The organism is Microbacterium aurum, from assembly GCF_016907815.1.
GTDB classification, from domain to species: Bacteria; Actinomycetota; Actinomycetes; order Actinomycetales; family Microbacteriaceae; genus Microbacterium; species Microbacterium aurum.
The window spans coordinates 1,610,152-1,625,822 of the sequence record NZ_JAFBCQ010000001.1; the positions used below are offsets into that span (position 1 = coordinate 1,610,152).

General features: G+C 68.3%; 14 protein-coding genes and 2 pseudogenes. 8 read left to right on the plus strand and 8 right to left on the minus strand.

What is annotated here, in order from left to right:
- Window positions 1–2: 2 nt before the first annotated feature.
- Window positions 3–1,367 (minus strand): extracellular solute-binding protein, encoded by a 1,365-nt coding sequence (locus JOD60_RS08075; RefSeq protein ID WP_076690157.1) that lies wholly within the window; start codon window positions 1,365–1,367, stop codon window positions 3–5.
- 96 nt (window positions 1,368–1,463) lie between these two features.
- Window positions 1,464–2,693, minus strand: a complete 1,230-nt coding sequence (locus tag JOD60_RS08080) for an ROK family transcriptional regulator (protein WP_232321725.1) — start codon at window positions 2,691–2,693, stop codon at window positions 1,464–1,466.
- A gap of 278 nt (window positions 2,694–2,971) precedes the next feature.
- Here JOD60_RS08080 and JOD60_RS08085 point away from each other — a divergent pair.
- Window positions 2,972–4,218: pseudogene (locus tag JOD60_RS08085) on the plus strand (IS3 family transposase); the annotation flags it as partial.
- 286 nt (window positions 4,219–4,504) lie between these two features.
- On the opposite strand, the gene JOD60_RS08090 reads toward JOD60_RS08085, so the two are convergent.
- A complete protein-coding gene (locus JOD60_RS08090; RefSeq protein WP_076690160.1) occupies window positions 4,505–4,897 on the minus strand; it encodes an HsmA family protein in 393 nt (130 codons plus the stop codon).
- A 202-nt stretch (window positions 4,898–5,099) separates the two neighbouring features.
- Here JOD60_RS08090 and JOD60_RS08095 point away from each other — a divergent pair, with 202 nt between their 5' ends.
- The 5 genes from JOD60_RS08095 (at window position 5,100) to JOD60_RS08115 (ending at window position 11,225) form a co-directional block, all read left to right on the plus strand.
- Window positions 5,100–7,172 carry an MMPL family transporter gene (locus JOD60_RS08095; RefSeq protein WP_307823849.1) on the plus strand — a complete coding sequence of 691 codons (2,073 nt, stop codon included), beginning with the start codon at window positions 5,100–5,102 and terminating at the stop codon, window positions 7,170–7,172.
- Window positions 7,173–7,203: 31 nt separating this feature from the next.
- On the plus strand, window positions 7,204–8,397 hold the full coding sequence (locus JOD60_RS17195) for a sensor histidine kinase (protein ID WP_232321726.1): 1,194 nt from the start codon (window positions 7,204–7,206) through the stop codon (window positions 8,395–8,397).
- Entirely contained in the window at window positions 8,394–9,053 is a 660-nt protein-coding gene (locus JOD60_RS08105; RefSeq protein WP_076690162.1) for a response regulator, read from the plus strand. Before JOD60_RS17195 ends, JOD60_RS08105 begins: the two co-directional genes overlap by 4 nt.
- A 91-nt stretch (window positions 9,054–9,144) precedes the next feature.
- Window positions 9,145–9,603: a DUF2871 domain-containing protein gene (locus JOD60_RS08110; RefSeq protein ID WP_076690163.1), complete on the plus strand. Its 459-nt coding sequence runs from the start codon at window positions 9,145–9,147 to the stop codon at window positions 9,601–9,603.
- On the plus strand, window positions 9,600–11,225 hold the full coding sequence (locus JOD60_RS08115) for an MFS transporter (protein ID WP_076690164.1): 1,626 nt from the start codon (window positions 9,600–9,602) through the stop codon (window positions 11,223–11,225). The genes JOD60_RS08110 and JOD60_RS08115 overlap by 4 nt, the downstream gene beginning before the upstream one ends.
- A 23-nt stretch (window positions 11,226–11,248) precedes the next feature.
- Here the strand turns inward: JOD60_RS08115 and JOD60_RS08120 are convergent.
- The 5 genes and pseudogenes from JOD60_RS08120 to JOD60_RS08140 all read right to left on the minus strand — a co-directional run.
- Window positions 11,249–11,404: pseudogene (locus JOD60_RS08120) on the minus strand (VOC family protein); the annotation flags it as partial.
- Between the two features lie 44 nt (window positions 11,405–11,448).
- Window positions 11,449–11,709: a Txe/YoeB family addiction module toxin gene (locus JOD60_RS08125; RefSeq protein WP_076690165.1), complete on the minus strand. Its 261-nt coding sequence runs from the start codon at window positions 11,707–11,709 to the stop codon at window positions 11,449–11,451.
- Window positions 11,706–11,957: a type II toxin-antitoxin system Phd/YefM family antitoxin gene (locus tag JOD60_RS08130; RefSeq protein WP_076690166.1), complete on the minus strand. Its 252-nt coding sequence runs from the start codon at window positions 11,955–11,957 to the stop codon at window positions 11,706–11,708. Before JOD60_RS08130 ends, JOD60_RS08125 begins: the two co-directional genes overlap by 4 nt.
- A gap of 80 nt (window positions 11,958–12,037) precedes the next feature.
- On the minus strand, window positions 12,038–12,610 hold the full coding sequence (locus tag JOD60_RS08135; protein WP_076690167.1) for a GNAT family N-acetyltransferase: 573 nt from the start codon (window positions 12,608–12,610) through the stop codon (window positions 12,038–12,040).
- Window positions 12,611–12,676: 66 nt separating this feature from the next.
- The gene (locus JOD60_RS08140; RefSeq protein ID WP_198159143.1) at window positions 12,677–13,003 is read right to left on the minus strand and encodes an ArsR/SmtB family transcription factor; all 327 of its coding nucleotides are present in this window, start codon (window positions 13,001–13,003) and stop codon (window positions 12,677–12,679) included.
- A 16-nt stretch (window positions 13,004–13,019) separates the two neighbouring features.
- On the opposite strand from JOD60_RS08140, the gene JOD60_RS08145 reads away from it, so the two are divergent.
- Together JOD60_RS08145 and JOD60_RS08150 are read left to right on the plus strand one after the other, a co-directional pair.
- Window positions 13,020–13,496: an SRPBCC family protein gene (locus JOD60_RS08145; RefSeq protein WP_076690169.1), complete on the plus strand. Its 477-nt coding sequence runs from the start codon at window positions 13,020–13,022 to the stop codon at window positions 13,494–13,496.
- Between the two features lie 35 nt (window positions 13,497–13,531).
- On the plus strand, window positions 13,532–15,670 hold the full coding sequence (locus JOD60_RS08150) for a RecQ family ATP-dependent DNA helicase (protein ID WP_076690170.1): 2,139 nt from the start codon (window positions 13,532–13,534) through the stop codon (window positions 15,668–15,670).
- The last annotated feature ends 1 nt before the right edge of the window (window position 15,671 follow it).

The following is a 15,671-nucleotide window of genomic DNA, read 5'->3' on the forward strand; positions in this document are numbered from 1 at the left end:
GGCTACCCCGCAACGACCTTGTCGTCGCCGACGATCTGACGCACGTCCGCGTCGTACTGTGCGGCAGCTTCTTGCGGTGTGGACTGCCCCGTGATCACCGCCTCAGTGGCCTTCTGAGCGGCAACGGAGATCTGCGGATAGTCGCTGTTGGCCGGCCGGAAATGTGTCACCGCAACCGCCGCGGACACATCCCCGACGAACGGGTTCGCCTCCAGGTAGCTCGACTCAGCTGCGACATCCGTTCGCACTGCGATCTGCGCATTGTTGATGGCGTACCAGAGCGAGTTCTTCTCATTCAGGACAGTGGCCATGAACTCGAACGCCAGGTCGGGCACCTTGGTGTGAGCCGATGCGGCGAGCGTCCATCCGCCGGACATCGAGACAGCACCGTCGCCCTGCCCATTCTGCGTCGGGAACAGTGCCACACCCATGACGTCGCCGTACTCCGGCCATTCGTAGGATCCGCCCTTCGCCCAGAACGAAGGCGTGTAGGACCCTTCCACAGTGCCGCCGAGCGTATCCTTCGGGAACATTTCCCCGAACACCGCCTGCCAGATATTGGGATCGAGCGCCTTGTCGGGGCTCACTGCGTAGCCCTCGTCGTAGAGCGTCTTGAGGAAGGTGAGCGAGTCGATGAAGCCCTGCGACTCCACGACCCACTTGCCGCTCGCGTCGTCGTACAGCCCCACGCCGTCCCCTGTGCCGTAGAGCAGCTCGTAGAAGCTCTGCATCACCGTGCCTTCACCGGTTCCGGTGCCCGCGTACATATTGAAGGGGACGACGTCCGGCTGAGTCGACTTAATCTTTGCGGCGACATCGAGGATGTCCTTCCACGTCGCGGGTTGCCACGGGACCGAGACGTCCGCCGCTTCCAGGACGTGCTTGTTGTACCAGATGACGCGGGTGTCCGTTCCGAGCGGGAGCGCGTAGATGCTGCCATCCTCTCCTTGGCCAGCCTTCTTCGCACCCTCGTCGAACTTCGCCCAATCGTCCCACTCGGCGAGGTGATCGTCGAGGTTGAGGAGGTAGCCAGCCTCGACATCCGAGCGCACGTTAAACGTGTCTTCGTAGAACACATCGGGTGCGGTGTCGGCCGACCCGAGAGACAACTGGAGTCGCGTCTTGTAGTCGTCGTCGGTCGCGGTGATCGGTTCGAGGTCGATCGTGACGCCGTCATGGGCCGCCTCGAACTCACTCTTCGCCGTGTTCAGAAGTGTGTCGAGAACGGTGAACGAGTCGGTCTTCGAATAGACGACCGTGACCGTGGTGTCGCCGTCGGAATCAGTCTCTCCGGCGGTGCAAGCGCCGAGGGTGAGGGTGGCGAGGACTGCCGTGGCGATCACGGGGACTGCTGCTCTGAGTTTCATGTCGCTCCTTTGCTCACATGCTTGGTGCAAGGCGCACCCCGCGCGCCTTGGCTCCATTAAGCCAAGCGAATGGAGTAAATTATGTCAAGGGGGTGCTTACGACAACAGCAGCGAGTCCGTCTTCGGGCTCAGGGTGTCGTCGAGCACGAGGCAGGCGGCGCCGATCGCACCGACGTTCGCGCCGAGGGTCGTGCCCACGACTTCGACATCGTGGATGCCGTGCGCCACCAGTCGGGTGGTCAGCGCAAGCGGGATCTGACTCTCGAGCCAGGGCGAGAGTCTCGCCCAGAGGGGGCCGCCGACCACGACACGATCGACATCAAGCAGGTTGCACACCACGGTGATCATGCGCGAGATGCGCTCGCCCACGCGCTCAAGGATGTCGGAGGCGAGGGCGTTCCCGCGCCGCGCGAGAGACACGATTTCGGAGAGAGCGTCATCGACACTGCGCGGATCGCTGCCGACCCGTGACCTCGGCAGCACCGACAGTCTCTCGGCTTCGCCGACAAGCGCGGCCGGCGTGCATGTGACAGCCACGCAGCCGCGCTGTCCGCAGGAGCAGGGTGGGCCGGCGGGGTCGACCACGATGTGCCCGATCTCTCCGGCATTCCCGGACCCGCCTCGGACGACCTCGCCGGAGATCACCAGACCCAAGCCGAGGCCGGTGCCGAGGTAGAGAAACGCGAAGTTGAGATCCCTGATCGTTGGTGAGAGCCACCGCTCGGCGACGGCCGCGGCCGTGACGTCTTTGTCGAGCACGACAGGCAGCCCGGTGGACTCGCTGACCGACCTCTGCAGCGGGACTCGATGCCACGCACCCAAGTTCGGTGGATCGACGATGACGCCGCGTTCGATGTCAATCGGACCTGGGGCCGCGATCCCGACGCCGACGACCCGCTCCCGATCGACGGCGGCGGTCGCCAGTACGCGTTCGACCTGGCGACTGATGAGTCGAACCGTCTTCGCGGGCTCACCGGCGGTAGGCGCTGGGTGGCGGCGGTGCGTGATCACCGTTCCGTCCAGCGCGAGCAGCACGGTTGAAATCACGCTCGGATCCACATGAACCCCGACAGCAAAACGACTATCGCCGACGAGTAGGAGTGGGGTGGGAGGTTTTCCGCGCCCCGAGGTGGTGGTCGAACGCGTACCTTCGGCAATGATGCCGGCTTCGATCATCCGCTGGCAGATGTTCGACACCGTCTGCGCCGACAGTCCTGTTATCGACGCCAATTCGACCCGACTCATGGCCCCCGCGCGGCGGATCTGTTCCAGAATGACCGCCTGGTTGTAGTTGCCCACGCTGGGCTGATTGGCGCCGCGGCTCACAGTCGCCGCCTCCTGTCTCTGATCGGTGGGCAGAAGCGTAGCGCCCCCGGAGCGGATCTGGGGTTACCGCGGAGAGCACAGCGTGCGCCGCGAATTAGGATTGCGTCACGCGCTGATGAGGGGTAGCAAGTCTTGAGCAACAACCACGCCACGTTCATCTGGTCGATCGCGGATCTGCTGCGCGGGAGCTTCAAAGCCCATCAGTATGGCGACATTTGAAGCGCCCTGAGTTTGTTGGAGGCTGCTGACCTTGGAAACGAGGATGGGGTTGTGCCGAGAATGGGAAGCCGACGACGCGTCGCTACTCGGTCGAGGAGAAGGCCGCCGCAGTGCGGATGGTGAGGACGCTGCGTGCCGAGCTTGGCGTCACGCAAGGGACGGTCCAGCGGGTCGCGACGCAGCTCGGATACGGGGTCGAGTCCGTGCGGGTGTGGGTGAAGCAGGCCGACGTCGTCGACGGCGTCACGCCGGGTGTGAGTTCGGCGGAGGCGCAGCGGGTTCGTGAGTTGGAGCAGGAGAGCCGGGAGCTGCGGCGGGCCAACGAGGTGCTCAAACGTGCGGCGTCTTTCTTCGGGGCGGAGCTTGACCGCCACTACCGGAAGTAGTCGCGTTCATCGACGCGAATAAGGACGACCTGGTCGATGGTCGCCGGCTCGGGGTCGAGCTCATCTGCAGACTGCTGCAGGTGGCTCCGAGCAGCTACTACGCCGCCTAGACCCGCGCCCCCTCGGCTCGCACCCGGCGGGGCGAGGAGCTGGTCCCGTAGCTGGTCGAGCTGTGGGAGACCGACTACCGTGTCTACGGGGTCCGCAAGCTCTGGAAAGCCGCCCGGCGCGCCGGCATCATGATCGGCCGGGACCAGACCGCCAGGTTGATGCGGGTCGCCGGGATCGAGGGCGCCAGACGGTCGAAGCGGGTGAAGACGACGCGGCCGGATCCGGCGTCGGCGCGGCACCCGGATCTGGTGAAGCGGGAGTTCACCGCCGAGGCGCCGAACCGGCTCTGGGTGACGGACCTGACGTTCGTTCCCACGTGGGCCGGTGTCGCGTATGTGTGCTTCATCGTTGACGTGTTCTCGCGGATGATCGTCGGCTGGCGGGTCGCGTCGCATATGCGGACCGAGATGGTCCTCGACGCGATCGAGATGGCCCGCTGCTCACGCGGCGCCCGACACGAGGATTTGAGGTGTCACAGCGACGCGGGGTCTCAATTCGCGTCGATTCGCTACGGCGAACGACTTGCGGAGATCGGTGCCACGCCCTCGATCGGGACCGTCGGAGACAGCTATGATAAGGCGCTGGCAGAGACGGTGAACGGCTACTACAAGGCCGAACTCGTCCGCGGACCCGCTCGATCCGGGCCATGGAAGACAGTCGAAGACCTCGAGCTCGCGACCCTCGGCTGGGTGCACTGGCACAACACGCAGCGCCTCCACGGCTACCTCGGCGACGTCCCGCCCGCCGAGTTCGAGACCTCGTTCTATGCTGTCCCCAACGACCACAATCTGCTGTTCGGAATCAAATAGCGCGAGTCTCCATCAGACCCAGGGCGCTTCATAGCCGCCTCCGACCAGCGCGCGAGCTGAGATCGTCACCGGTAGGGGTGATCGTGAGCTCGGAAGCAACCCGCCAAAAGTCGAGGTCGGGTTCGGTCGCGATCGTGCTCATCAATCGTGAGCGTATGCCATACAGGCGACATCGCCTCACGGGAGACGACTCCGCACATACACGGACGTCCAGCGCATTGCTCGCAGAAGAATCGACATGCGACGTCCGATCCGGTCCGTCAGGGCGAATCGGGAAGCGAGGACGTCAGCCGACCATGGCGCTCGCGGCGCCCGCGATGTAGGGGATCAGCCAGATCGCCCAGACGATGATGCTGAACCGGTGGAAGGCGCGCTTCTCGTTCTCGCGGTCGCGCACGAGCACAACCATCGCCCACACGAGGTGAACAGCCATCAGGATTATCGCCGCGGTGCCAGTCCACGCCATGAGCGTGCCGGCTGCGTTCTGCGCGATCCCCGCCGCCCGCTGGTCCGCCGCGATCCGGGTCATGAGGATCGTGCCGGTCGTGTCGCACGCAAGACCGATCGCGAACATGCCCGCGTGCCACCACTTTAGCGTGCGCTGGATTCGTTCGGCCCATACGCCGACGCTGTAGAAGACGAGCGCGGCGGTGATGATCACGATGGCGAGAGGAAGCATGACGCCAGTGTAGTAATCCTTCAGCTGAACTGAAGCCGGACTGCCGCCGCGAGGTGTGGTCGATCCCGACGTCCATCTTTCGATGGAGACGCCGCTCGACTCGACGGGTCATGGCGAATGACGCGGCGGCGACTGAACTGGTCAGGTGCGTTCAGTCTCGTCCTCTCTCTCCCGTGCCCTGACGTCCCGCCGCGGCGCCTGGGTGTCGCTCATCATCGGGATCCTGGTGCTCGTCGGGCTCACCGCAGCGTTCGGTCGCGCGACGATGACCGCAGACAGCCAGATCGCGCCTCCCGATTCCGAAGCGGCGCGAGTTGCCGCGCTCGCCGACGAGTTTCCGGATGCCGATGACCGGACACTTCTCGTCGTTGCGTCTGCGACCGACGGCGGCGCGCTCACGGCGACTCAGACCGACGGTCTCACCAGCCTCGCCGAGGCGTTGACCGGGGTGGACGACGCGCGCGTGCTCGGCCCGTTTCCGAGCCACGACGGCCGCGCCGCCGTCGTGCAGGTGACGGCTCCCATCAGCGGCGACGAGCCGGCGGCCGACCGTGCGCTCGTCGACGAACTCCGCGGCGTCGTCGCAGACAACGGTGTGGGCGGTCTCGCCCTGCAGGTCACCGGTGGCCCGACGTTCGGCGTCGACGTGGCATCCGCCTTCGACGGCGCCGACGTCACGCTTCTGCTCGTGACGATCGGGATCGTCGCGGTGCTGCTCATCTTCACCTACCGCTCGCCGGTGCTCTGGCTCGTCCCGCTGGTGGTCGTCGCCCTCGCCGATCAGGCCGCGAGCAAGGTGACCGCAGCGCTCGGGAGCACCCTCAGCCTGCAGTTCGACACCGGTATCGTGAGTGTCCTCGTGTTCGGCGCCGGCACGAACTACGCGCTGCTGCTGATCTCCCGCTACCGGGAAGCTCTCGCTGCGGAGCCCGACCACCGTCGCGCGCTCGCGGGCGCGTGGCGGGCGACGCTCCCTGCGGTCCTGGCATCCAACCTCACCGTCGTCCTGTCCCTCCTGACCCTCGTCCTTGCCGTCATCCCCGGCACTCGCGGTCTCGGCGTCGCTTGCGCCGTCGGTCTCGTCATCGCACTCGCCGCCGTGCTGCTGGTGCTGACACCGGCCCTCGCCGTGTGCGGCCGGGGCATCTTCTGGCCCTTCGTCCCGCGCGCCGGCGACGCGACCGCGAGTCGGGGCCGTGTCTGGCGGACGGTCGCGCGGTACGTCGTGCAACAACCGTGGGCGCCGCTGGTCGGCGGTGTCGCGCTCCTCGCGATGATGGCCACCGGAGCGTTCGGGGTGTCGGTCGGTCTCAGCCAGGCGGAGAAGTTCCGCGTTCCATCGGAGGCGGCCGCCGGACTGACGGTGCTCGCCGAGCACTTCGACGCGGGCCAGGCGCAGCCGTTCACCATCGTGGCGAATGCGGCGAAGGTCGACGACGTGGTGGCGGAAGCCGAAGGCGTTCCCGGTGTCGCCCGGGTCAGCGTCTCGGCGACGAGCGTCGACGGCCACCTCGTCCGGTTGTCCGTCGTGGGTGGACCGTCGCCGGGAACGCCCGACAGCCGTGCGGTTGTGGTCGACCTGCGAGAGGCCGTGCACGCCGTGTCCGACGCAGACGCCCTCGTGGGCGGTCAGGGTGCGGCGGATCTGGATGCCCGGAACGGCAACGTCCGCGATCTCCTTCTGATCGCGCCGCTCATCCTGCTGGTGACCTTCCTCATCTTGACGGTGCTCCTGCGTGCGGTCGTCGCTCCGCTCCTCCTTCTCGCGGTCAACGCTCTCAGCGCTCTCGCGGCGATCGGGGCGGGGACCTGGCTCGGACGCATCCTGTTCGGTTGGAACGCGCTGGACCTGCAGGTGCCGCTCCTGGCGTTCCTGTTCCTCGTCGCCCTCGGGGTCGACTACACGATCTTCCTCGTGCATCGCGCACGCGCCGAAGCGCGGATGGTCGGCACGCGCGAAGGCATGGTGACCGCCCTCGCGACGACGGGTGGGGTGATCACGAGCGCGGGAATCGTCCTCGCCGGGGTCTTCGCAGCGCTCGGCCTCCTTCCGCTCGTCACGCTCGGGCAGATTGGCCTCATCGTCGGCATCGGCGTGCTCGTCGACACCCTCGTCGTCCGCACCCTCGTCGTCCCTGCGCTTTTCTCGGTGCTCGGCGACCGCATGTGGTGGCCGAACGGGCCCGGGGCAGGCGCCGAACCGGTCGACCCGGGAGAATCGGATCATGTCGTCACCGACAGTGAACCCGACCCCGCATCGCGCGCGCGGACGTGACACGTCCCGACGTGGCCGCCCGGGCGGCAGCGTGAGCTGGGCAATCCGGCTCGGGCAGACCGCGATCACGACGGTGCTTCTCGTCGTCGCCGCCATCCGCGCAGCTGCCGACGGCGTTCCCCTCGCGTGGGTCCTCTCGATCGCGCTCGTCTTCACGGGCTGGTACGTCGGCGGTCTCGTCCTCGGCGCTCGCACGCGCGACCCCGTGCTGGCGACGTGGTGGCTCGGCGGACTGTCGCTCATCTGGGCCGGCGCGGTCGCGATCTCGGCAGAGTTCGTGTGGCTCGCGTTCCCGCTGTGGCTGCTCGCCGGGTTCGTCCTGCGCTTGCCGTGGGCGATCGCTTTCAGCGTCACCATCCTCGCGGTCGTGATCAGCGCACCGCTCCTCCACTCCGGCACGACGAGCTATGCCAACGTGGTCGGTCCCGTCGTGGGCGGCGTCTTCGCCTTCGGCATCGCGCGCGGCTACCTCGAGCTCGTCCGCGACGGCCGAGAGCGCAGGCGTCTCATCGCCTCGCTCGTCGCGGCCCAGGAGGAGACAGCTCAACTGCAGGACGAGCTCGCTCGGACGCAGCGGGAATCAGGCGCCGGGATGGAGCGCACCCGCCTTTCCCGCGACATCCATGACACCGTCGCGCAGTCGCTGTCGTCGATCGGAATGATCGCCCGCGGCGCGGAGTCCGCCTCGGCGCGGGAGATGGCGACCGCGCTCGGCCAGATCGTGCAGCTGGCACACGAGGGCCTCGTCGACGTCCGGCGCATCGCGAACGCGATGGCTCCGGCGGAACTGGAGGGCTCCGCGTTCGGCGATGCGCTCCGGCGCATGCTCGCGCGCCTCGAGGAAGAGACGGGCATCCGCACCGATCTGCACATCGACGAGGCGCTGCCGGCGATCCCCATGGGCGCGGAGGTCGCGCTCCTGCGCACGGTCCAGTCCGCCCTCGCGAACGTCCGTGCGCACGCGGCGGCGCGGCGTGTGGTCGTGACGATGACGGATGCCGGTGACACGGTCCGCCTCGACATCGCCGACGACGGCATCGGGTTCGACGCCACCGGGTGGGACGCGCACGCCGCGCGCCGTACCGACGGGACGGGTTATGGACTGCGGGCGATGCGCGCGCGACTGCGCGAACTCGGCGGCGACCTCGACATCGAGAGCACGCCGGGCGACGGCGTCGCCCTGTCGGCGTCGCTGCCGATCACAGCGAACGGAGCACCCCGATGACCGCCGCACCGGCAGCCCGGCCGCTCGATCCGCGGCCGCACCTGCGCCTGATCGTCGTCGACGACCATCCCATCGTCCGCGCGGGCATGCGGTCGCTGTTCCCCCTGGACGGACCGGTGGAGGTCGTCGGTGAGGCCGCGACGGGCGAGGAGGCCCTCACCCTGGCCCGCCACGTGCGACCCGACGTCGTCCTGTGCGACCTTCGTCTCGGCGACGGTATCGACGGGGTGGAGACGACCCGCCGACTCCGGGCGCTGGACCCTGCTCCCGCCGTCGTGATCCTCACGACCTTCGACCGGGACGTCGAGATTCTCCGTGCGGTGGAGGCCGGCGCCGCCGGCTATCTGCTGAAGGATGCTCGATCCGAGGAGATCACCTCCGCGATCCGCCGGGCGGCGGCGGGGGAGATCGTGCTTTCGCCAGAGCTGACCGCCCGCATGGTGCAGGTCATGCGCGCGCCGCGGGTGCGCCTGACCGACCGTGAGATCGAGGTGCTCGGCCTCCTCGAGACCGGTGCCTCCAACCGCGAGATCGCGAAGACGCTGTTCGTCACCGAGGCCACCGTGAAGACCCACCTCGTGCACCTGTTCGACAAACTCGGTGTCGACAGTCGGTCGCGGGCGGTGGCGGTGGCGCGCGAGGGCGGGTTACTCTGACCGCGATCGGGCGGCGTCCATCTCAACCGTTCGGATGATCCCGGACGCTCCGATGATTGCGAACGTGGATGGTGACGTCGAAAGGAATCCCATGCGTCGCCTGTACATCGCCTCGTTCACCTACATGGTCGCCGGAGTGCTCTCCGGCCTGTTCTATCGCGAGTTCACGAAACTCAACGACTTCCCTGAGGGGCAATCCACGCAGCTCGGGCTCGCGCACACGCATCTGCTCACGCTCGGTTTCATCGTGCTGCTGATCGTGCTCGTCCTCGAGAAGCAGTTCACGCTCTCCCGCAGCAAGATGTTCGGCTGGTTCTTCTGGCTGTACAACGCGGGCGTCGTTCTCACATCCGCCATGCTCATCTGGCACGGGATCCTCACTGTCCTCGGTCAGGAGTCGAGCAAGATGATCGCGGGGATCGCCGGCACCGGGCACATCCTCCTCACTGCCGCGATGGTTCTTCTGTTCCTTGCCCTCGGTCGCGCCCTGACGCACGCCCGTGTGCAGGCGGACGCATCCGCCGAACCCGCACTCGCACCCGCGTCATGACGACGACCGAAGCCCCGATCGACACGCCCCCGACGCGCCGGGAATGGCTCGCACTGACGGTGCTGTCGATCGGGCTCGGCGTCATCGTTCTCGACGGCACGATCGTCGGCGTCGCTCTCCCCGACATCATCGCGGACCTCCACCTCGACCTCACCGACGCGCAGTGGGTCAACAGCCTGTACGCGGTGGTTCTCGCGGCGCTTCTCCTGTCCACCGGCAAGCTCGCCGACCGCTGGGGGCGCAAGAACCTCTTCCTCGCAGGCATCGTCGTCTTCGTGGGTGGCAGCATTCTCGCGGCGATGGCGGATGCCGCTGGTCCCCTCATCGCCGCGCGCGCTGTGCAGGCGGTGGGCGCCGCAATGATCATGCCGTCCACGCTGTCGACGGTGAACGCCGTCTTCCGGGGCCGCTACCGTGCTGCGGCCTTCGGCGTGTGGGGTGCGGTGATCTCGGGTGCGGCGGCGGTCGGCCCGCTCGCGGGTGGCGCGTTGACGCAGTGGGCGTCGTGGCACTGGATCTTCCTCGTGAATGTGCCCCTCGGCATCCTCATCTTCGTCGCCGGCATCCTCGCCGTGCCCGCCACTCGCGGCGTGCAGCACCGACCCGGTGCCGACGTCGACGGCGCGCTCCTCGCGGCGATCGGACTCGGCGCGCTCGTCTTCGCCGTCATCGAAGGTCCTGACCTGGGCTGGTGGACGCCGAGATCCGAACTCAAGATCTTCGGCTGGGTGTGGCCTTCGGATGCCGCCATCTCGGCCGTCCCGGTCGCATTCGCCATCGCGACTGTCGCCCTCGTTCTCTTCGTGATGTGGGAGCGGCACCGCGAGACGGTCCGTCGATCCGCGCTGCTGGACCCGCGGCTGTTCTTCCTCCCGACGTTCTCGTGGGGAAACCTCACGGCGGCGATGGTGGCCGTCGGCGAGTTCGCGATCATCTTCGTGCTGCCCCTGTACCTCATCAACGCGCTCGGCCTCAGCGTGATGTCTGCCGGACTCGTTCTCGCGGCCATGGCGATCGGAGCCTTCCTCTCCGGCGCATCCGCTCGGCATCTCGCCGCGCGGTTCGGCCCCCCGGGTACGGTTCTGATCGGGCTCGGTCTCGAGGTCGTCGGCGTACTCGTCCTCGCGCTGATGATCACGGGCACGACGCCGGGATGGCTGGTCGCGGTTCCGCTCGTCGTCTACGGGCTGGGCTTGGGCCTCGCGTCCGCGCAGCTCACCGGCACCGTTCTGAGGGACGTGCCCGTCGAGGTCTCCGGACAAGGATCTGCGACGCAGAGCACCGTGCGGCAGGTCGGATCAGCGCTCGGCACCGCCTTCGCCGGTGCCGCGCTCTCCGTCTCGCTCGCCCTCACGTTGCCGGTCGCCCTCGCTGACGCCGGCGTCACCGGCACGACGGCTGATCAGCTCGCGGAGGCGACACGAGAATCCGCGGGAACGACGATCGCTCAGCTGCGCGCGACAGCAGCCCCGAGCGCCGTCGCAGATCCCGTCGGCACCGCGAACGCCCTGGCCGAGGGCTTCGCCGACGGAACTCGATGGTCTCTGCTGGTGGCGACCACATTCCTCATCCTGGGCTTCGTCGGAGCGATCCGCTTGCGCCGAGCAGCACGACGCGGGTGAGATGGGCCGAATCCTGCGCACTACTGCGCGTGATTGCCGTCGAGCCCGACGGCGGTGTCGGCCCACGCGCCACTGATCTCATCGCGGCCGACCACGCTCAGTCCGAGGTCTGTGAAGAAGGCGATCGCCTCTTCGATGTCGCGGACGGCGATGCCGACGTTCTCCAGTGCGATGGCCATGGTCGGATGCTACGCCGTGTCGGTCATGCTGGTCTGTCGGGGCGTCAGTAGTGGTCTCTCGTCTGCAGGATCACGATGTGCTCCTCCGTGACGTAGTAGACGAGTCGGTTCTTGTCATCGATGCGGCGAGACCAGGCGCCGGCGAGGACGTGACGAAGCGGTTCGGGCTTGCCGATGCCGTCGAACGGGTCGCGGAGGATGTCCGCGATCAGCGCATTGACTCGCCGCACGGTCTTGCGGTCCTGCGTCTGCCAGTACACGTAGTCCTCCCACCCGTTCGGGTCGAAGACGAGCGCCCGCGTCACGCGTCGAGGAGGTCGTGCCGTTCGAACTCGCCGCGACGTGCACGCTCGACGGCCTGGAGCAGCCGCTCCGCGTTCGCGGGGGTGCGGAGGAGGTACGCCGTCTCGGTGAGCGCGTCGTAGTCGTCCTTCGACATGATCACCGCGTTGCCTCTGCGGGACACGACCTCGACAGTCGTGTGGTCATCGTTGACCTGTTGGATGAGTCCGAACAGGCTCTTTCGCGCTTCGCTCGCAGTGATCGCCGACATGCTGGCCCCTCAGGTAAGTCGTACCAGATACGGTACCACTGCCAACTCGAGCCCGACCCGTCAGCACCATGGCCGTGATCTCACGCCGGCAGGACGACCTTGCGCATGACGGTCTTGTTCTTGCCGATCCGGCGCTCGAATGTGAAGCCCGCCTCCTCGAACATGCCCGGCGTCACGTTGTGCAGGAACGACGCCGACACCCTCTTGCCCGGCTCGACGATGTTCGGGAACGACACCACTTCACCTCCGCCCGCCTGCGCGATCAGATCGAGCGCTCCCCGCAGCGCCTCGAGCGCGACCCCCTGGCGGCGATGGTCGCGGTCGACGAAGAAGCACGTGATGCGCCACGGGGCGGGGTGCGCCTCGCCGGCGTCGTACTCCTTGCGGTGGTAGATGCGGGGCAGCTCGGCAGGGCTGCCGTACTCGCACCACGCGATCGCCTGCTCGCCCTCGAAGACGAGCGCCGCGTGGGCGATGCCCTCCTCGATCATCCGCTTCTTGAACAGCGCGCCACCGGCATCCGCCTTCGTGGTCGTGTCGTCGTGGAAGTAGCTGCAGTAGCAGCCGCCCCACACGCCATTGTGCTTCTCGGCCAGCGCGAGCCACGCCGGATACGTCTCGAGCGTCAACGCTCGGATCTCGTGCGCCGTCATGGCGCCATTGTCCGCCCGAACCGCAGGGGCCGCCAGGTGCGGCGGCAGTGCCCGCGAGCCCTCGCGCTACGCCTCGTCCAGCTCTGCGAGCAACTGCACCGCAGCGCGGGCGTACTCGCTGATCCAGCGATCATGGATGCGCTTGATCGGCAGCGGGGCGAGCGAGAGGTGCCGCTCGCGACCGGACCTGCGGCCGGTGACCAACCCGGCTTCTTCCAGTACTCGCAGATGCTGCAGCACCGTCGTCCGATCGAGCTCCGGAAACAGCGTGCATAGGGCCCCGGTCGTCTGCGTCGACTCCTTCAACGCATCGAGTACCCGCCGCCGCACCGGCGACGCGAGCGCCTTGAAGACCCGATCGTCATCGGCACTCTGGTCCTCGAAGGATGACATGTGATAAAAATACAACATGTCTGAAGCCACTCCGCTCGACGCGCTGTCTTTCACCGTTTCCGGCCGCATCTCCCGGCCCTGCGCAGAGGTCTACGAGGCGGTCGCCGACCCCGCGCAGCTGTCCCGCTACTTCACCACCGGCGGCGCCCGCGGCCGTCTCGAGGTGGGAGCGGACATCACCTGGGACTTCCACGACTTCCCTGGCGCCTTCCCGGTCACCGTCGTCGAAGCCGAACCGCCTCGACGCATCGTCATCGAATGGGATGGCGCCGCCACGACGGGGGAGAAGGGCGTCACGCGAACAACCTTCGAGTTCGAGCCCATCGACGACGACACCCGCACCCTGGTCACGATCAGCGAGTCCTCCTGGCTCGTCACGGCCGAAGGCGCCAAGCACGCCTTCGGCAACTGCGAAGGCTGGACGGGCATGCTCGCCGCGCTGAAGGTCTGGGTCGAACACGGCATCAACCTCCGCGACGGCTTCTACGCGTAGACCGCGATGTCGGCGGCACCGGCGATAGTGGGAGCATGACCACGACGACCTCCGCCCGCGCCGAGGCGCTCGATGTCCTGCGCACCCTCGTCGGGCGCGACGACGCCGACTTCCACGACGGGCAGTTCGAGGCGATCGAGGCCCTCGTCGACCGGCGACGCCGCGCGCTCGTCGTCCAGCGCACCGGATGGGGCAAGTCCGCGGTCTACTTCGTCGCGACGCTGCTGCTCCGGCGCCGCGGCGGCGGCCCGACGGTGCTCGTCTCGCCCCTGCTCGCCCTCATGCGCGACCAAATCGCCGCCGCCCAGCGCGCCGGCGTCCGCGCGGTCGCCATCAACTCCACCAACGCGCACGAATGGCGCGACGTGCTCGCACAGCTCGACCGCGACGAGGTCGACGTGCTGCTGGTCTCGCCTGAGCGCCTCAACAACCCGTCGTTCCGCGACGAGCAACTGCCGCAGCTCGTCGCGCGCATCGGACTTCTCGTCGTCGATGAAGCGCACTGCATCAGCGACTGGGGGCATGACTTCCGCCCCGATTACCGGCGCCTGCGCGATCTCATCGCCCGCATCCCGTCCGGCGTTCCCGTGCTCGCGACGACCGCCACGGCCAACAGCCGCGTCGTGGCCGATGTCGCCGAGCAGCTCGGCGCCCTGGAAGGCGATCAAGAGTCGACGGATGCCGGCGCCCCGGCATCCGATGTGCTCGTCATCCGCGGCCCGCTCGCGCGCGCCTCGCTGCGGCTCGGCGTGCTACGGCTGCCGAACGCGCAGAGCCGGCTCGCCTGGCTGCTCAGCCACCTCGACGACCTGCCCGGCTCAGGCATCATCTACACGCTCACGGTGTCGGCCGCGAACGACACCGCCCGGCTGCTGCGCGACCGCGGGTACGAGGTGCGCGCGTACACCGGCCAGACAGACGCCGACGAACGCGAGGAGTCGGAGGCGCTCCTCAAGGACAACCGCGTGAAGGCGCTCGTCGCCACCAGCGCCCTCGGCATGGGCTTCGACAAGCCCGACCTCGGCTTCGTCGTGCACCTCGGCGCGCCCTCGTCGCCGGTGTCGTACTACCAACAGGTCGGCCGCGCCGGCCGCGCCACGGCATCCGCCGATGTGCTGCTGCTGCCCGGCGCCGAAGACCGCGACATCTGGCACTACTTCGCGACCGCGTCGATGCCCGACGAAGATCGCGCCGGGCGCGTCCTCACGGCCCTCTCGGCGGCCAGCGGACCGCTGTCGACTCCGGCGCTCGAGGCGATGGTCGACATCCGCCGCACGCCGCTCGAACTGCTGCTGAAGGTCCTCGATGTCGACGGCGCCGTCGCGCGTGTGCAAGGCGGCTGGGTCGCGACCGGCCAGCCGTGGACCTACGACGCCGACCGCTACACCCGCATCGCGGCGGAGCGCGTCGCCGAGCAGCAGCACATGATCGAGTACGAGCAGCTCACGACGTGCCGCATGGAGTTCCTGCAGCGCGCGCTCGACGACGACACCGCCGCGCCGTGCGGGCGCTGCGACAACTGCGCCGGCCCGTGGTTCGCGGCGTCGATTGGAAAAGAGGCGACGGATGCCGCGGCCTCCGCCCTCGACCGCGTCGGCGTCCCGATCGAGCCGCGCCGGCAGTGGCCGACTGGTGCCGACCGACTCGGCCTGCCGCTGCGCGGCCGCATCCCGGCGGAGTCGCAGTACGAGGAGGGGAGGGCGCTCGCGCGCCTCACCGACCTCGGCTGGGGCGGAACGCTGCGCGAGATCTTCGCAGCCGGTGCCGCCGACGGCCCCGTGCCGCCGAACGTGCTCGCCGCGTGCGTACGGGTGCTCGCGGACTGGGGGTGGGCGGAGCGGCCGGTCGCCGTCGTGGCGATGCCGTCGCGGTCAAAACCGCAGCTCGTCGCCTCGCTGGCGCGGGGGATCGCCGAGGTCGGACGACTCCCTCTCGTCGGCACCCTCGCCCTCGTGGACGGCGGTCCGACCGGCGGCCCGGGCGGCAACAGCGCCTTCCGGCTCGCGGGCGTGTGGGGGAGGTTCAGCGCCGCGGACCTCGACGTGCCGGCCGGTCCGGTGCTGCTGGTCGACGACCTCGTCGACAGCCGGTGGACGATCACCGCCGCCGCGCACGAGCTGCGCCGCGCCGGCGCCACCGCGGTGCTGCCGTTCGCCCTCGCGCTGCGCGGCTGAC

Excerpts from the sequence above, each read along its gene's own strand:
- JOD60_RS08075 (WP_076690157.1), bottom strand. The coding sequence starts at position 1,367 with ATGAAACTCAGAGCAGCAGTCCCCGTGATCGCCACGGCAGTCCTCGCC.
- JOD60_RS08090 (WP_076690160.1), bottom strand. The coding sequence starts at position 4,897 with ATGCTTCCTCTCGCCATCGTGATCATCACCGCCGCGCTCGTCTTCTAC.
- JOD60_RS08105 (WP_076690162.1), top strand. The coding sequence starts at position 8,394 with ATGACCGCCGCACCGGCAGCCCGGCCGCTCGATCCGCGGCCGCACCTG.
- JOD60_RS08110 (WP_076690163.1), top strand. The coding sequence starts at position 9,145 with ATGCGTCGCCTGTACATCGCCTCGTTCACCTACATGGTCGCCGGAGTG.
- JOD60_RS08115 (WP_076690164.1), top strand. The coding sequence starts at position 9,600 with ATGACGACGACCGAAGCCCCGATCGACACGCCCCCGACGCGCCGGGAA.
- JOD60_RS08130 (WP_076690166.1), bottom strand. The coding sequence starts at position 11,957 with ATGTCGGCGATCACTGCGAGCGAAGCGCGAAAGAGCCTGTTCGGACTC.
- JOD60_RS08135 (WP_076690167.1), bottom strand. The coding sequence starts at position 12,610 with ATGACGGCGCACGAGATCCGAGCGTTGACGCTCGAGACGTATCCGGCG.
- JOD60_RS08140 (WP_198159143.1), bottom strand. The coding sequence starts at position 13,003 with ATGTCATCCTTCGAGGACCAGAGTGCCGATGACGATCGGGTCTTCAAG.
- JOD60_RS08145 (WP_076690169.1), top strand. The coding sequence starts at position 13,020 with ATGTCTGAAGCCACTCCGCTCGACGCGCTGTCTTTCACCGTTTCCGGC.
- JOD60_RS08150 (WP_076690170.1), top strand. The coding sequence starts at position 13,532 with ATGACCACGACGACCTCCGCCCGCGCCGAGGCGCTCGATGTCCTGCGC.